We start from the raw sequence: 14,445 nt of genomic DNA, 5'->3' as shown, positions 1-14,445 counted from the left end.
CGGTGTGACGGGCATGGCCCGTCATGACCCAGGGCGGATCTGCCCTCTTCCTAGCCCACCAGTTCGCCAGCCGCGACCACGCTGACCCCCGGCTGCGGTTCCAGTGCCGCCTCGACCAGTGCAGCAGCGATGTTTCCAGCCGGATTGATCCGCCAGCCGCGCGGCAGCACCGGCCCCAGCGCCCCCAGCACCTGCAGCGCCAGATGCTCGCCCAAGCGCTTTTGTGTGCGCTGCCCTCCAATCAGACCGGGCCGCACCAGTGTCAGTGAATGGAACTCCAGCCCGCGCAGGTCCTCTTCCAGCGTCCCCTTGACCCGGTTGTAGAAAAACCGCGACCGGGCATTGGCCCCTGCGGCGGAATTCAGCACGAACACCCCCGCGCCCTGGCCACGGGCCCGTCGGGCAAACGCCAACGGGTAATCATGGTCGATCCGCTGGAAGGCAGCCTGGCTGCCGGCCTGGGCCATGGTGCTGCCCAACGCACAGATCACCGCGTCCACGGCCCACCAGGGCACGTCATCCGGAATCTGCTCGAAATCCAGCACCGGATTGTCGAGCTTGGATGCCCCGTGTGCCAGTGCACGTCGGGTCGGTGCGACAAGGGCGGTGCAGCGGCGGTCGCGCAACAGCAGTTGCAGCGCCTGTCCGCCCACCAGCCCCGTCGCCCCCAGCAGCATTACCCGCATCGCCGTTTCCTTGCATCGCCCTCACCCATGGTGGACGCAACGCGGGTATAAAGCCAAGGACGACGCCGCCGATATGCTGGCACCCACCCGCCACATGGATGCCCGCATGACGGATCGCAGCGACTCCCACCCCGCCTCCAGCACCCGGATCGGGCCGCCGGCGCAGGTGCGTGCGGCTGCGACGGGACAGCCACCGGCCGCTCCCATGCGGCGAAGCGCGGATGGCGCAGCGCTGCAGCAGATGTTCGCCGCCGCCGGGCAGCCCGATACGTTGCTGGCGGCATTCGCCGATGGCATGGCCTCCCTGCCCGGCGAGCTGGGTGACATGGGCGATCGCCTGCGCTCGGCCCAGGCCAGTGCGGACTGGCCACGCTATGGCCGCGCAATGCGCCAGTTGATCGATAAATACATCCGCACCATCGAACTGCAAGCACCAACCGGCCCCCCGGACAGCGAGCGCCTGCGCGACCAGTTGCGCCACGTCCTCGGCATCGCCCTGGCCAGCCTGCTGCAGCACGACCCGCAACTGCGCGACCAGGCCATCCAGCAGGCGGCCGCCTGGCGGCAGTGGCAACCCGGCCAGCCGCTGGATGCCCTGGAACATGGGCTGCGTGAGCTGGGCCACCAGATCGGCGTGCGCAGCGAGGCGTGGCAGGAGCGCGACGCCCTGCTGCTCAGCCTGTTCGACCTGCTGCTGGAAAACATCAGCGAACTGCTGGACGACGGCGCCTGGCTGCATGGCCAGATCGACGCCGTACGCCAGCTGCTGGCCGGTCCGCTGGATACCGCAGCGGTGGAACGAACGCGTGCCGGGCTGCGCCAGGTGATCTATCGCCAGGGGCTGCTGAAGCAAGGCATCAGCGATTCCAAGGCGGCCATGCGCGGCTTGATGGGCGACTTCGTGAAGCAGCTCGATGGCATGGCCAGCAGCACCGGTGAGTACCACGACCGCATCAGCAGCTATGCGCTGGCATTGCGCGAAGCACGCAGCCTCGCCGACCTGAACCAACTGCTGCAGGGCGTGCTGCAGGACACCGGGCGCGTGCAGCAGCAGGCGGCACAGGCCCGCGATCACCTGGCCAGTGCGCGCCAGCAGGTGGCGGTGGCCGAACAGCGCATCACCCAGCTGGAGCAGGAGCTGCGCGAGGTTACCGACCTTGTCCGTACCGATCCGCTTACCGGCGCGCTCAACCGACGCGGGCTGGATGACCTGCTGCGGTCCGAGCTGGCGCGGGCCATGCGGGCAGGAAGCCCATTGGCGGTGGCAGTGATCGACCTGGATGAGTTCAGCCAGACCAACGCGTTGCATGGCCATGCCGGCGGCGACGCCCTGCTCCGCCATTTCGTTGCGGTCTGCCAGTTGCTGCTGCGGGCCGGCGACTGCGTGGCACGATTGGGCGGCGACGAGTTCGTGCTGGTGATGCCGGAAACACCTGGCGCCGATGGCATGTCGACCCTGCAACGCCTGCAGCGTTCATTGGCACAGCGCACCTTGACCGTGCAGGAACAACGGGTCCCGGTGCATTTCAGCGCGGGGCTGGCGCAATGGCGGAAGGGCGACACGCCCGAGTCGCTGCTGCAACGTGCCGACGAGGCGCTGTATGCCGCCAAGGGCCTGGGCCGAAACCGCGTGCAGGCGGCAGAAGCGCCATGACGCCGTCCGGGCCTTACTGCCTGCGCAGCTTCTGCGCCAGCATCACCGCGCCCAGCACCAGCGCGCCGATGACCACCCCTACGGCCACGTTCGCCAATGCGTTGACCAGCCACGCCCATTGCCCTTCACCGCCGTGCCCAAGCACCCAGTGATGCAGCACCGGCACGTTGTGCACCAGGATGCCGCCCCCGACCAGGAACATCGCAGCGGTACCCGCCACGGACAGGAACTTCATCAGCCATGGCGCGCCCGCCAGCAGGCCACGTCCCAGCGCGGCCCGTGCACCGCCCTTGCGTGACAGGTACAGGCCCGCATCGTCCAGCTTGACGATGCCACCCACCAACCCGTAGACGAACACCGTCATCGCCAGCGCCACCACCGACAGCGTCGCAAGCTGCTGCACGAAGCCGGAGTCCGCACCGACGACAACGCCCAGCGTCAGCACGATGATCTCGGCCGACAGGATGAAATCGGTGCGGATCGCGCCTTTGATCTTGTCCTTTTCCCACGCCACCATGTCGACCTGTTCGTCGGCCAGTGCCTGCAGTCGTCGTGCCTGCTTCTGCTCGTCCTCTTCGGCCCGGTGCAGGAAACGATGTGCCAGCTTTTCCACGCCTTCGTAGCAGAGGAATGCACCGCCGAGCATCATCAGCGGCACGATCAGCGGTACGTCGTAGCCTCGTGACTCCAGCCATGCTTCCAGCGCGCTGATCGCCAGCGCCGCCGGCACCAGGATCACCTTGTTCACCAGCGAGCCCTTGGCCACCGCCCACACCACCGGCAGTTCCCGGTTGGCACTGACCCCGGACACCTGCTGCGCATTGAGCGCAAGGTCGTCGCCGAGCACGCCGGCGGTCTTCTTCGCCGCCACCTTGGTCAGGACAGCGACATCGTCCAGCAGCGCGGCGATGTCGTCGAGGAGGGTGAACAGGCTGGCACCGGCCATGGAGTATCCAGGATCAGGAAGGGGGCACGGGCTGGATTCTGACTGATCCGGCGTGAATCCTGGAAGGCAGGCCCGGATTCACCGGCCCACCACCTGGTCCCGGCCACACTGCGCGTTCCCGTACCGTCGCGGAGTCCTGCTTGAACAATCCGCCTGTCGCGCCTGCCAACCCGCCACTGGTGACCGGCATGAACCGTCGCAGCCAGATCCTGCGGTTGCTGATGCGCTACCGCAATTCCGGCGTGTTCTCCGGCATGAACCTCGATGCGGCGGGGGCGCCGGACGTGCCGCCAGACGGGAATCCGGAACAGTTCGTCACCGACCTGGAATCGCTGGGGCCTACCTTCGTCAAACTCGGGCAGATGCTGTCGACCCGGCCGGACATGGTGCCGGTGGAGTTCGCCACGGCGCTGGAACGGATGCAGGAAAGCGTCGCGCCGATCCCGGTCGAACGCATCCACGCCATCATCGAGAAGGAACTCGGCGTGGCGGTGGGCAAGCTGTTCGCCAGCTTCGACCCGGTCCCGCTGGGCTGTGCCTCGATCGCCCAGGTCCACCGCGCCACCCTGCACGATGGCCGCGAAGTAGCCGTCAAGGTGCAGAAGCCGGAAGTGGCCGCACAGCTGCGTTCGGACCTGGAAGCGCTGCGCAGCTTCGCCCTGGCCGCCGACCACCTGACCCAGGTTGGCCGCCGCGTGCGCCTGCGCGACTGGCTCAACGAGTTTGCCAAGACGCTCATGCAGGAACTGGACTACCAGGCCGAAGCGGAGAACCTGCAACGCTTCGGCCAGCACCTGCGGCCGTTCAAGCCGCTATGGGTACCGCAGCCGATCTGGGACTACTGCAGCCACCGGGTGCTGACCATGCAGCTGGCCGACGGCGTGCGCGTGGACATGATTCCGGACGTGCGCCGCACCGAACAGGCGATGGATCCGCTGGCCGCCGCCCTGATCCGTGGCTATCTCGACCAGATATTCGTGCATGGCGAGATCCACGCCGATCCGCACCCGGGCAACCTGCGCGTGACCGGTGACGGGCGCCTGGCCATCTTCGACCTGGGCATGGTCGCGCACATGCCGCCACGCCTGCGCGAGCGGCTGTTGAAAGTACTGTTCGCCGCCGTCGATGGCCGCGGCGAGGAAGTCGCCGACGAGATCATCGCGATCAGTACACGGCTGGAATCATTCGAGGAAGAACGCTACCTGCGCGAAACCGGGCAGATGATCGCCCGTTATGCGGCCAGCAGCCATTACTCCGAAGGCCGCGTGGTGCTGGACATGGTGCGCATCGCCACCGCCTCCGGGTTGCGCACCCCGCCGGAGCTGAGCCTGATCGGCAAGGCACTGCTGAACCTGGAAACGGTGTGCCGCCTGCTCTCGCCCACGCTGGACACGCGTCGCATCGTGGAAAAACAGCTGCAGCACGTGATGCGCGCACGGCTGAAGAAATCGCTGTCTGCCGCCAACCTGGCCAGCGAGGCCATGGAGGTGCAGGAGCTGTTGCGGGTCGGGCCGCGCAAGATGACCGACATCCTGGCCCTGCTGGCAGAGAACCGCCTGCAGATGAAGGTGACCGGGCTGGAGGAATCGCGGTTGATGGAGAACCTGCAGAAGATCGCCAACCGGGTGTCGGCCGGCATCGTCACCGCGGCGCTGATCCTGGCTTCGGCACTGATGATGAAGATCGACAATGGCGTGCACCTGTTCGGCTACCCGGCCATCGCCATGGTGCTGATGCTGATCGGCGTGTTCCTCGGGCTCGGCATCATTGCCAGCGCGCTGCTGTTCGACCGTCGCGCACGCGCACGCGAGGAACGCGGGCACCGTTGAGCGGGCCCTGCAACGCTTAACGTTCACTTTACAGGGGGCGTGGTAGAAACCGCGCCGTCGCTTCCAACAAACATTTCAGTCAGGTTCGTGCAGGCATGATCCGGTCATCGGGGTGTCATGTCGCTGTGGTTGGCAGTCCGGTCGGATGGACACGCGTCGGTACGACGTCCATCACCACTCCCGTCACTGCCGAATCTGCCCATGCTCTGGATTCTCCTGTTTACACTGTTCGTGCTCGCCTGGCTGTTGCTGGTATCCAGCAAGTGGTTGTGGTGGAAGGCTGGCCTGCTGTCGTTGCTGATGGTGGCGTTGAGCCTCTGGTGGACGATCGACCAGTTGTCCGGCGACGGATTGAATGCCGCCACGCTGTACCACCTTGGCGCGGACATGGAAGGTGCGGGCGTTTCCGACTTCAAGCGTGTCATCGCAGGCTCCATCGCACTGCTGCTGGTTTCCCTGCTGCCGCTGGCGCTGGCGCGGGTCAAGCGTTGGCAGCGTCCTGCACATGGCAAGTCCTGGTTCACCGGCTTCGCCGGCGTCTGGTTGCTGGCGGTGTTCATCAGCCCGCTGTTCTCCGATGGCCAGCGCCTGTACTACCAGCTGCGCCCGGTCGACTTCGCGCAGATAGCACCGGAATACCAGGTACCGGTGCAGCCACTGCAGCGTCCGCGCAACATCGTCTGGATCTACGGTGAAAGCCTGGAACGCACCTATCTGGACGAGAAAGCGTTCCCCGGCCTGATGCCGAACCTGAGCCGCCTGGCGGCCCGCTCGCTGGACGTGCGCGGGCTGGATTCCCCCGAAGGCAGCGGCTGGACCATCGCCGGCCTGGTCGCCTCGATGTGCGGCGTTCCGTTGACCACCGCCCATGGCGATGAGAACAGCATGGGACGGATGGGCAATTTCCTGCCCAGGGCCGTCTGCCTGGGCGATTACCTGAAACAGCAGGGCTACACCAACCATTACCTGGGCGGTGCCGACGGGCAGTTCGCCGGCAAGGGCCAGTTCCTGGCCAGCCACGGGTTCGATGAAGTGCACGACCTGGACTGGTTCAAGCAGCAGAAGAAGATCGGCCGCATCCACTATTCGGCATGGGGCGTGCACGATGACGTGCTGCTGGACACCGCCTACCGTCGCTTCGAACAGCTGTCACGCGCCGGCACGCCGTTCATGCTGACCACGCTGACCATGGACACCCACCATCCGGCCGGCCATCTGCCGGTGGCCTGCAAGAACGAACGCTACGAAAGCAAGCTCGGCAACATCGGCCTGTTGAACGCACTGAAGTGCAGCGACCGCCTGATCTCCCAGCTGGTGGCACGCATCCAGGCCAGTCCGCATGGCAAGGACACCCTGATCGTGGTGTCCTCCGACCACCTGGCCATGCCCAACGACCTCAGCCACGTGCTGGCCAGCCAGGAGCGCGAGAACCTGCTGCTGTTCGTCGGCGATGGCATCGAGCCGCGCCAGTTGCAGGTGGAGGACGCCACCACGCTGGACAGCGGCGCAACCCTGCTCAGCCTGCTCGATCCAGGCATCCAGCGCATCGGCTTCGGCCGCTCGCTGCTGGACCCGCAGCGTCCGGCCAGTGCCAGCGTGGCCGCACGTCGCGACAATGGCCGCGACTACCCGAAGTACCTCTCCTTCGCACGCTCGCTGTGGCTGGGCGAACCTACCCGCGAGCTGCGCATCGACGACGGCAACCAGGTGGTCGTCGGCGTGCAGCACGTGCAACCGCCGGTGCTGCTGGAATATGACAAGGACTGGGCGCTGAAGTCGGTATATCTGGAAAACACCTCGCGCCAGTTCGAGCAGGCCGACAAGGACAGCACCCTGGCCTATGTCGATCGTTGCACTGCGTTCGAGGACGGTTCGGCCGACGGCGACTGGTGCGCCCTGCTGGTCAACCGCGAGGACGGCATCAAGCTGTACCGCGACGACCAGCTGCGTGGTGGCATCCAGGTGGATGCACCGCTGGATGCGTTCGCAGGGCCGCGCCCCAGCGTGCGCCAGGCGCACATGATCACCGCCAAGGGACGTCGCACGCGCGCCGGGCAGTACATGCTGCAGCTCGTGGCCAGCACGCAGCCGCAGCGCGGCTTCTGGATCGAAGCGGTGTCGTCGCAGCGGCAGGTAGTGCTGGCCCAGCAGTGGGTGCAGCCCGATGCCAGCGGCCGCATCAATGTCAGCTTCGGGCTGGACCACGAGGTCGATGACCTGGAGGTCCGCGCATGGCTGAACCATGCCGAGAAACTGGCCGTGGATACCTTCGCGCTGGTGCCGTCGCGGCGTCAGCCGCGCGGCTGAGGTAGAGCGGGTCCATGACCCGCTGCCGTTCGCGTGGTTGGCAGGAGACCCTGAAACAAGCGGGTCATGGACCCGCTCTACCGCTGCCCCTCACCGACCAGATGGATATCGGTCGGTGCCGACAACGCGATGCCCTTGCCTGCCAGCTCCTGCAGCACGCTGAAGAACAGATCGCTGCGGGTGCCGTAGGTGGAACGCGGGCTGGAGGTGTAGGCGAAACTGTTGATCGCCACCTGCCCCCCGCTGATGGAATCGATGTACACCGACGGGGCGGGATCCTGCAGCACGGAGGCATGCCCGGCATACGCATCCAGCAGTACCTGCTTCACCGCCGCCACGTCGGTGTTCAACGGCACCGAGAACTGGATCTGGATCCGGCCCTGCGCATTGCCCATCGTCATGTTGCGCACGGTCTTGGTGATCAGCTCGGAGTTCGGCACGATCAGCGTTGATTTGTCACCCACGGTGATCTCCGTGGAGCGCACGTTGATCCGGCGGATGTCGCCTTCCTGGTCACCGATCTTCACCCAGTCGCCGATCTTCACCGGGCGTTCGGCCAGCAGGATCAGCCCGGAGACGAAGTTCTGCGTGATTGCCTGCAGGCCGAAGCCAATACCTACCGACAACGCGCTGACCACCAGCGCCAGCCGCTCGAAGCCGATCCCCAGCGCAGCCAGCGCCCACAGCACCGCCAGGATGATGCCCACGTAACGGGCCACCGTGCTGATCGAATTCTGCGCACCCAGGTCCAGTTCGGTCTTTGGCAGGTAGGTCTCCACCAGCCAGCGCTGCAGCGCCTGCATCAGCGCCAGGCCCACCAGCAGTACCACCACCGCCAGCACCACCTTGCCCGGCTCCAAGGTGATGCTGCCTATGCTGATGCCATGCGACAGCGACTCGATGCTGCCCAGTACCGAACCCAGGTTGCCGAACGGAGCCGCGAACACCAGCATCGCCAGGATCACCACGCCGATGCGGCTGACCGCCGAAAGCAGCACGCCGGCCTGCTCCACCTGCGCCGCGCTCAGGCCGGTGGTCAACACCACGGTGCGCCCGAAGCGGCTGTCCGGATGCAGGATCGCGGTGCACAGGTCATCGGCGAACTTCAGCAGCAGGGTCATCGTCAGCACCACGATGCCGCCCCACACCAGTTGCTGGGTGACGAATTTGGCGAAATTGAGATAACCCAGCAGCGAGGCGATGATCGCTGCCACCACTACCAGGTTGCCGGCCACGCGGGTCAACACCATCCAGCCGCTGCGCTGCGCCGGGCCCCGGGCACGGGCATCGGCGGCTTGTGCCTCAGCGCGCTCGGCGGCTTCGGCAGTCTGTCGCCGATGCAGCCGCGACAGCGTCACCAGCATGGCCATGATCAGGCCCAGGTAGGTCAGCGCGATCACCCCATCCAGCGCGATCGTATTGACCTCGCTGGTACGCGCCGCATGGTCCACCGCCACCAGCATGATGCTTATCCAGCTGACTGCGGCCGCACTCCATGCGTACTTGCGCAGGTTGCGCGCGGCGGTGTCATCAAGGTCCAGCAGGCGCCATGATGGCCGCTTGGGCACCAGCAGGCTGGCGCTGAGCGCAACGATGAAAGCAGCAAAGCAGGTAGCCAGGAGGAAATGCCCCGACACCGTCTGCAGGCGCGGCGGAATGGCGCCCACCGAATCCAGCGCCGACAACAGCGTCCATGCTGCGAGGCCCGGCAGCAGCGTGCCGACCGCCAGCAACCAGACCGCCAGGCCGGACCGGCGAAGGCGCCCCTTCGGCGCGCGCTCGGATGCGGCGTAGCGCCGTCCTGCGCTCCGCAGCCACAGCCGCAGCGGGAAGAACAGGACCAGGGCCACGCCCAGCCCCAGCAATGGAACGCCCCAGCCTTCGCGCTTGAACGCGGTTCGCACCGCACTGGCACCCTGCCGGTAAAGCCCCACTACCCGGGTGGTGTCGGACGGCGCAACCTCGGCAACCTGGTGCCACAATGCAGGCGACAACGGCGACGCCACCTTGCGGCCCAGTTCCTCGCTGAACTGGCTGACCCGCATTTTGTCGATGTCAGCCAACAGCTGCGATGCGTTGACCGCCGCCAGTTCGGCGCGCTTGATCGTGCCGTCCAGCGCGTTGCGCTGCCGGCCCAGGGCGGCACGCTGCACCGCCACTTCGCGTGACTCCGTGATGCCGTCGGCCACCTCGCCCAGCGGCGCCAACTGCTCGTTGACCTGCGCCAGCTGTGGTGCCAGCGCCTTGGCGGCAGCGTCCGCGTCATCCTTGGCCGACTGCGCACGTTCGCTCAGGGCATCAAGCGTGAGCGGCGTATCGGCATCATCCAGGGAAGCACGCGCTGCCTTCAGCGTGGCCTCGGCGCGCGCTACCCGTGCTTCCGGATCCGGCTCGGCCTTGTCCTGCGCGTACACGGGGCCCACGAGCAGGGACAGGGACATCAACAGGCCCATCAGGGCGCCACGCTTGGAGATCAGGCTGAAGGAGGACAATGCACGAGTACCGGGATGCGCGGACCACCACGCCTGCGCGGACTATACGACGCCCGGCGTCGTGATCGAATCAGTATTTCAGCCGCAGTTCTTCCACCTGTGGCTGCTGCCGCGCATACCACTCCTGGAATTCCTCCTCGGTGATGTCCTCCGGCGCGTAGACCGCCACCGGATCCCACGCGTGGTCGGTCGGCAGGGGTTGGCGCGGGCCAGCACGCAGCGTGTAGGCAACGCCGCCGCGCTCTACCACCGGTTCGGCATCTTCCCAACGGTCGCGTTCAAAAGTGGATTCGGATTTGAGCAGGATGACCTGGTACATCGCTTTCACTCCTTGATACGTCGCTCCAGCATGGACGCAATGGCCTGCTCCATAAAGCCGCAGGCCGATACGCAATGTTTCGATCACGCCACCTGCAGGCGGTTTCACCTCACCCTATCGCCGGTGGCGGCAAGGTGTCCTACCGCTTCCGGGCCGAGCCCACCATGACTGCCCATCCAGACCTGAAAACCGTGCCCGACCTCAAGCTGCCCCGTTACCTGGGCACGTGGTACGAAATCGCCCGGCTGCCCATGCGCCACGAACCCGAGGGCTGCACCGATGTGTCGGCCCACTACAGCCTGCAGGAAGACGGCAACGTGCGCGTGCACAACCGCTGCCGCATGGATGGCGTACTGGAAGAGGCCATCGGTGAAGCCTGCGTCGTCGACAATGACAGCGCGCGCCTGGCGGTCAGCTTCCTGCCCAAGGGGCTGCGCTGGCTGCCTTTCACCAAGGGCGACTACTGGGTGATCCAGGTGGCGCCGGATTACAGCGTCTCCCTGGTCGGCAGCCCGGACCGCGAGTATCTCTGGCTGCTGGCACGCACGCCGCAGCTGGACAAGACCGTACGCGACCATTACCTGGCCACGGCACGCCAGCAGGGCTTCGACCTGTCCAAGCTGATCGACACCCCGCACACGGGCAACAAGACCGCCTAGGCGTGGGGACCTGTGGCGCACGCCATGGCGCATGCGCGCCACGACAGGCATCATTCAACCAGCAGCTGCTAGCGTCGCCATGAGGGCCCGCGTGCCCTGCCCCGTCCGATGCTGGAGCGTCCCGCGATGATCCGCCCCCTTATCCTGCTGTGCCTGGCCTGCGCCCCTTCGGTGGCGCTGGCCCAGAGTGCGGCTGGCGCCACCGGCCCGCAGTCGGTCACCGGCCTGAACCTGGCCGTTCCGAACGAGCCGCTGCGCTACCTCAACGACCCCAGCTTCCAGCAGGATGCGCCCGGGACGTACTACGGCGACAAGACCGGGCCACGCCCGCGTGCGGACGGCAGCCCTGGCACGCTGGACGACGACAAGATGAAGGTATCCGGCAGCTTCAGCACCGGCATCGGCTACTCCAAGGGCTACGGCAACAGCCACTACAACGCCGCCACGCTGAATCTCAGCAAGAACTACACCACCGACGAAGGCAAGACCCGAGGGGTGAACGTCAACATCCACGTCAGCGAAGGCAACGGTCCAGGCTTCTACGGCCCATGGGATGGTCCCTACGGCGGCGGCTTTGGTCCGGGCCCCGGCTACTGGGGCCGTCCGCCACCGTTCGGCTGGTAATTCCCCGGACGGGGCATGGCCCCCGGCGTTGTTGCCCGGCACCGGCCATCAGTCCAGCCAACCCTCACGCTCGCTGGCCAGGATCCGGCCATCATGGCCGCTCATGCGCACGTCCACCTTCTGGTTGCGCGCGTTGCGGGCCTCCAGCTTCCAGATGGCGCCATCGCGTTCCACCGAATGGATCTCCTGCAGCCCCTGTGCCCTGGCCCTGGCCAACAGCTGGTCGATCGACAGCTGGCTGCGGCCGTCGAGTTCATCGAAAATCTCACCGGTCTTCGGGTCCACATGGACCTCGCGGAAGCGTCCGTCGTCGCGGGTTACGTCGGCCTCCCACAGGCCATCGTCCTTCTCGATCTCATGGATGCGGCTGTATCCGGCGGCGCGCAGCGCCTGTTCCACCTGCGCCAAGCCCAGCGGAGCGGCGTGTGCGGTGGCGGTTGCCAGCAATGCCGCGGCAGCAGCGGCAAGAGCAAGTGGCTTGAACATGGGACATCTCCTGTCTGGGAATGGACCGCATCGGTCCGGCCAACACAGTCTGCCCGGCGTTCCTAACAGACCCCTAGGCTGTGCTGTTACCCGACTGTTAGGCAAGCGCGGTATTCCTGTACACATGTATCCGTGCAGATCCCTTGCCCTGCTCATCCTCATGCTGCTGCCGGCCCTGCCGGCGGCGGCAGGCGACGACCATGCCCAGCAGACCGCGCGCCGCGCCGTTGAACAAGGCCGCTACGTGCCACTGGAAGACGTGGTGCGCGACGCACTGCGACGCCATCCGGGTAAATTCCTGGAGGTGGAACTGGACGACGGCGTCTATGAAGTCGAGATCCTGCGCGATGACGGCGTTGTCGTGGAGCTGGACTATGATGCGCGCAACGGCAAGCTGTTGAAAACGGAGCTGGACGACTGATGCGGATCCTGTTGGCCGAGGATGACAGCGAGCTGGCGCAGCGCCTGCAGCCGTTGCTGGAACAGGCCGGTTACGTGGTGGACATGTTCGCCGATGGTCGCCAGGCCGAAGAGCACGGCCAGCTGGAAGACGTGCAGGCCGCCATCGTCGATCTCGGCCTGCCGGGCCTGGATGGACTGAGCATCATCGAACGCTGGCGTGCCAACGGCCGTGCGTTCCCGGTACTGGTACTGACCGCACGCGCCCGCTGGCACGACAAACTGGCCGGCTTCGATGCCGGCGCCGACGACTACCTGACCAAACCGTTCCAGCCTGACGAGCTGGTGCTGCGGCTGCGTGCGCTGATCCGCCGCAGTACCGGCCACGCCAGCCCACGCCTGCAGTGCGGCCCGCTGCAGCTGGACGTCAACGCCGGCCGCTTCCGCCTGGACGGCCAGGAACTTGCACTTGGCCCGCAGGAGTTCCGCCTGCTCGGTTACTTCATCCACCACGTGGACAACGTGATCAGCCGCGAGCGCCTCGGCGAGCACGTCTTCGATGCCGGCTTCGATCCCGACTCCAACGCACTGGACGTCCTGCTGGGACGGGTGCGGCGCAAGCTGGGCGTCGACCTCATCCACACCGTGCGCGGCCAGGGCTGGCGTTTGTCGGCACCCAGATGAAGCCGGGATCGCTGCGCAACCGCCTGCTGCTGGCTGGCGGACTGGGATTGCTGCTGGTCACCGTGCTGGCCAGCGCGCTGCTCGGCCATCTGTTCGAACGCGCCACGCGCGACAGCCTGGACGCCATGCTGGAGCAGGACCTGCTGACCCTGCTCGCGCAGGCGGAAGTGGACGCCGACGGTCGCGTGGTGCTGCGCCAGGAACCCAACGACGCGCGCTTCCAGCGCGTTTTTTCCGGTGCCTACTGGCAGGTCAGCGCAGCCGACGGCAGCGTGCTGCTGCAGTCACGCTCGCTGTGGGACCAGACCCTGCCCATGCCCATCGTCGGTGGCGAAAGCATGGCCGGCGACATCCAGGGCCCGTTGCAGCAGCCACTTCGCGTGCTGGCCCGGCAGGTGCGCCTGCCACGCGCACAGGCTCCGCTGCAGGTGCTGGTGGCATTGGACCGCAGCGACCTGCAGGCACAGGTGGCCCAGTTCCGGCAGCGTAGTGCGCTGGCACTGGCGGTGCTGGTCGCTGCCTGGCTGGCGGTACTGGCCACCCAGATCCATTTTGGCCTGCGTCCCCTGCGTCGCCTGGGCCGGCAGGTGGAGACGGTCCGGCGCGGCGAGGCACACCACATCGATACCGCCGGGCTGAGCGCGGAGATCGCCCCGCTCGGTGATGAACTCAACGCGCTGCTCGACCATCACCAGCGCATGGTGGCGCGTGCCCGCACCAGCGCGCAGGATCTGGCGCATGCGCTGAAGACGCCCTTGAGCGTGCTGGCAGCCGAGGCCGACGGCGCAGGGGGGAGCTGGCGTGCCACGCTGCGTGAACAGGGAAAGCGCATGCAGGGCAGCATCGACCGTTACCTCGCGGCCGGGCTTGCGGTGGACCATCGCAAACGCGCGTCGGTGGCACCCGTGGTGCAGACCTTGTGCCAGCTGATGGAACGGGTGCATGGGGATGGCGATGTCCATTTCCATGCCGACATGATCGACCCCGCGCTGCAGTTCGCGGGCGATGCCGCGGACCTGGAAGAGATGCTGGGCAACCTGATCGACAATGCCGCGAAGTGGGCGGGACGGGACGTGCATGTCAGTGCACGGCGCGACGCCGGGCAGCTGTGCATCACCGTCAGCGACGATGGCCCGGGACTGGACGCCGCACAACTGCAGCGCGTGCTGCAGCGTGGCGTACGGCTTGACCAGCGCGAAGGGAGCAGCGGACTGGGGCTGGCCATCGTCGGCGACATCGCAGCCAGCCATGGCGGCCGGCTGGCGCTCGAGAACACCCAGCCAGGAATGCGCGCCACGTTATGGTTGCCGGTGGGGTGAAGCACGCAGGGCCGGGCATGGCCCGGCCCTGCGTGGGTTGG

The 14,445-nt window shown here is 66.7% G+C and carries 13 protein-coding genes; 8 read left to right on the top strand and 5 right to left on the bottom strand.

The genetic code is table 11. The features are described from left to right. Window positions 1–50: 50 nt before the first annotated feature. The gene (locus H4O11_RS10720) at window positions 51–686 is read right to left on the bottom strand and encodes a Rossmann-fold NAD(P)-binding domain-containing protein (RefSeq protein WP_182339407.1); all 636 of its coding nucleotides are present in this window, start codon (window positions 684–686) and stop codon (window positions 51–53) included. Window positions 687–792: 106 nt separating this feature from the next. Here H4O11_RS10720 and H4O11_RS10715 point away from each other — a divergent pair, with 106 nt between their 5' ends. Then, window positions 793–2,340 (top strand): GGDEF domain-containing protein, encoded by a 1,548-nt coding sequence (locus tag H4O11_RS10715; RefSeq protein WP_182339406.1) that lies wholly within the window; start codon window positions 793–795, stop codon window positions 2,338–2,340. Window positions 2,341–2,353: 13 nt separating this feature from the next. Here the strand turns inward: H4O11_RS10715 and H4O11_RS10710 are convergent, their stop codons facing one another. Then, the gene (locus H4O11_RS10710) at window positions 2,354–3,286 is read right to left on the bottom strand and encodes a DUF808 domain-containing protein (RefSeq protein WP_182339405.1); all 933 of its coding nucleotides are present in this window, start codon (window positions 3,284–3,286) and stop codon (window positions 2,354–2,356) included. Between the two features lie 188 nt (window positions 3,287–3,474). On the opposite strand from H4O11_RS10710, the gene H4O11_RS10705 reads away from it, so the two are divergent. Then, window positions 3,475–5,115, top strand: a complete 1,641-nt coding sequence (locus tag H4O11_RS10705) for an ABC1 kinase family protein (protein WP_246333432.1) — start codon at window positions 3,475–3,477, stop codon at window positions 5,113–5,115. Window positions 5,116–5,316: 201 nt separating this feature from the next. Continuing rightward, window positions 5,317–7,422: a phosphoglycerol transferase I gene (locus H4O11_RS10700; RefSeq protein ID WP_182339403.1), complete on the top strand. Its 2,106-nt coding sequence runs from the start codon at window positions 5,317–5,319 to the stop codon at window positions 7,420–7,422. Window positions 7,423–7,499: 77 nt separating this feature from the next. Here the strand turns inward: H4O11_RS10700 and H4O11_RS10695 are convergent, their stop codons facing one another. Next, entirely contained in the window at window positions 7,500–9,875 is a 2,376-nt protein-coding gene (locus tag H4O11_RS10695; RefSeq protein ID WP_182339473.1) for a DUF3772 domain-containing protein, read from the bottom strand. A gap of 109 nt (window positions 9,876–9,984) precedes the next feature. Next, on the bottom strand, window positions 9,985–10,233 hold the full coding sequence (locus H4O11_RS10690; protein WP_182339402.1) for a hypothetical protein: 249 nt from the start codon (window positions 10,231–10,233) through the stop codon (window positions 9,985–9,987). A gap of 164 nt (window positions 10,234–10,397) precedes the next feature. On the opposite strand from H4O11_RS10690, the gene H4O11_RS10685 reads away from it, so the two are divergent. Next, a complete protein-coding gene (locus H4O11_RS10685; protein WP_182339401.1) occupies window positions 10,398–10,892 on the top strand; it encodes a lipocalin family protein in 495 nt (164 codons plus the stop codon). 126 nt (window positions 10,893–11,018) lie between these two features. Then, window positions 11,019–11,516, top strand: coding sequence for a hypothetical protein (locus tag H4O11_RS10680; protein ID WP_182339400.1), 498 nt, complete (start codon window positions 11,019–11,021; stop codon window positions 11,514–11,516). A 48-nt stretch (window positions 11,517–11,564) separates the two neighbouring features. Here H4O11_RS10680 and H4O11_RS10675 read toward each other — a convergent pair whose 3' ends face one another. Then, window positions 11,565–12,002: a PepSY domain-containing protein gene (locus H4O11_RS10675; protein ID WP_182339399.1), complete on the bottom strand. Its 438-nt coding sequence runs from the start codon at window positions 12,000–12,002 to the stop codon at window positions 11,565–11,567. Between the two features lie 160 nt (window positions 12,003–12,162). Between H4O11_RS10675 and H4O11_RS10670 the strand changes: the two genes are divergently transcribed. The 3 genes from H4O11_RS10670 to H4O11_RS10660 are packed head-to-tail and all read left to right on the top strand — an operon-like array spanning window position 12,163 to window position 14,404. Continuing rightward, window positions 12,163–12,423 carry a PepSY domain-containing protein gene (locus H4O11_RS10670; protein ID WP_246333423.1) on the top strand — a complete coding sequence of 87 codons (261 nt, stop codon included), beginning with the start codon at window positions 12,163–12,165 and terminating at the stop codon, window positions 12,421–12,423. Continuing rightward, on the top strand, window positions 12,423–13,085 hold the full coding sequence (locus H4O11_RS10665) for a response regulator transcription factor (protein WP_182339397.1): 663 nt from the start codon (window positions 12,423–12,425) through the stop codon (window positions 13,083–13,085). The genes H4O11_RS10670 and H4O11_RS10665 overlap by 1 nt, the downstream gene beginning before the upstream one ends. Next, window positions 13,082–14,404 (top strand): sensor histidine kinase, encoded by a 1,323-nt coding sequence (locus H4O11_RS10660; RefSeq protein ID WP_182339396.1) that lies wholly within the window; start codon window positions 13,082–13,084, stop codon window positions 14,402–14,404. Before H4O11_RS10665 ends, H4O11_RS10660 begins: the two co-directional genes overlap by 4 nt. The last annotated feature ends 41 nt before the right edge of the window (window positions 14,405–14,445 follow it).

This window comes from Stenotrophomonas tumulicola (assembly GCF_014117215.1).
Taxonomy (GTDB): Bacteria; Pseudomonadota; Gammaproteobacteria; order Xanthomonadales; family Xanthomonadaceae; genus Stenotrophomonas; species Stenotrophomonas tumulicola.
This window is presented reverse-complemented; position numbering and strand designations above follow the sequence as displayed.

Excerpts from the sequence above, each read along its gene's own strand:
- H4O11_RS10720 (WP_182339407.1), bottom strand. The coding sequence starts at position 686 with ATGCGGGTAATGCTGCTGGGGGCGACGGGGCTGGTGGGCGGACAGGCG.
- H4O11_RS10715 (WP_182339406.1), top strand. The coding sequence starts at position 793 with ATGACGGATCGCAGCGACTCCCACCCCGCCTCCAGCACCCGGATCGGG.
- H4O11_RS10710 (WP_182339405.1), bottom strand. The coding sequence starts at position 3,286 with ATGGCCGGTGCCAGCCTGTTCACCCTCCTCGACGACATCGCCGCGCTG.
- H4O11_RS10705 (WP_246333432.1), top strand. The coding sequence starts at position 3,475 with ATGAACCGTCGCAGCCAGATCCTGCGGTTGCTGATGCGCTACCGCAAT.
- H4O11_RS10700 (WP_182339403.1), top strand. The coding sequence starts at position 5,317 with ATGCTCTGGATTCTCCTGTTTACACTGTTCGTGCTCGCCTGGCTGTTG.
- H4O11_RS10695 (WP_182339473.1), bottom strand. The coding sequence starts at position 9,875 with ATGGGCCTGTTGATGTCCCTGTCCCTGCTCGTGGGCCCCGTGTACGCG.
- H4O11_RS10690 (WP_182339402.1), bottom strand. The coding sequence starts at position 10,233 with ATGTACCAGGTCATCCTGCTCAAATCCGAATCCACTTTTGAACGCGAC.
- H4O11_RS10685 (WP_182339401.1), top strand. The coding sequence starts at position 10,398 with ATGACTGCCCATCCAGACCTGAAAACCGTGCCCGACCTCAAGCTGCCC.
- H4O11_RS10680 (WP_182339400.1), top strand. The coding sequence starts at position 11,019 with ATGATCCGCCCCCTTATCCTGCTGTGCCTGGCCTGCGCCCCTTCGGTG.
- H4O11_RS10675 (WP_182339399.1), bottom strand. The coding sequence starts at position 12,002 with ATGTTCAAGCCACTTGCTCTTGCCGCTGCTGCCGCGGCATTGCTGGCA.
- H4O11_RS10670 (WP_246333423.1), top strand. The coding sequence starts at position 12,163 with ATGCTGCTGCCGGCCCTGCCGGCGGCGGCAGGCGACGACCATGCCCAG.
- H4O11_RS10665 (WP_182339397.1), top strand. The coding sequence starts at position 12,423 with ATGCGGATCCTGTTGGCCGAGGATGACAGCGAGCTGGCGCAGCGCCTG.
- H4O11_RS10660 (WP_182339396.1), top strand. The coding sequence starts at position 13,082 with ATGAAGCCGGGATCGCTGCGCAACCGCCTGCTGCTGGCTGGCGGACTG.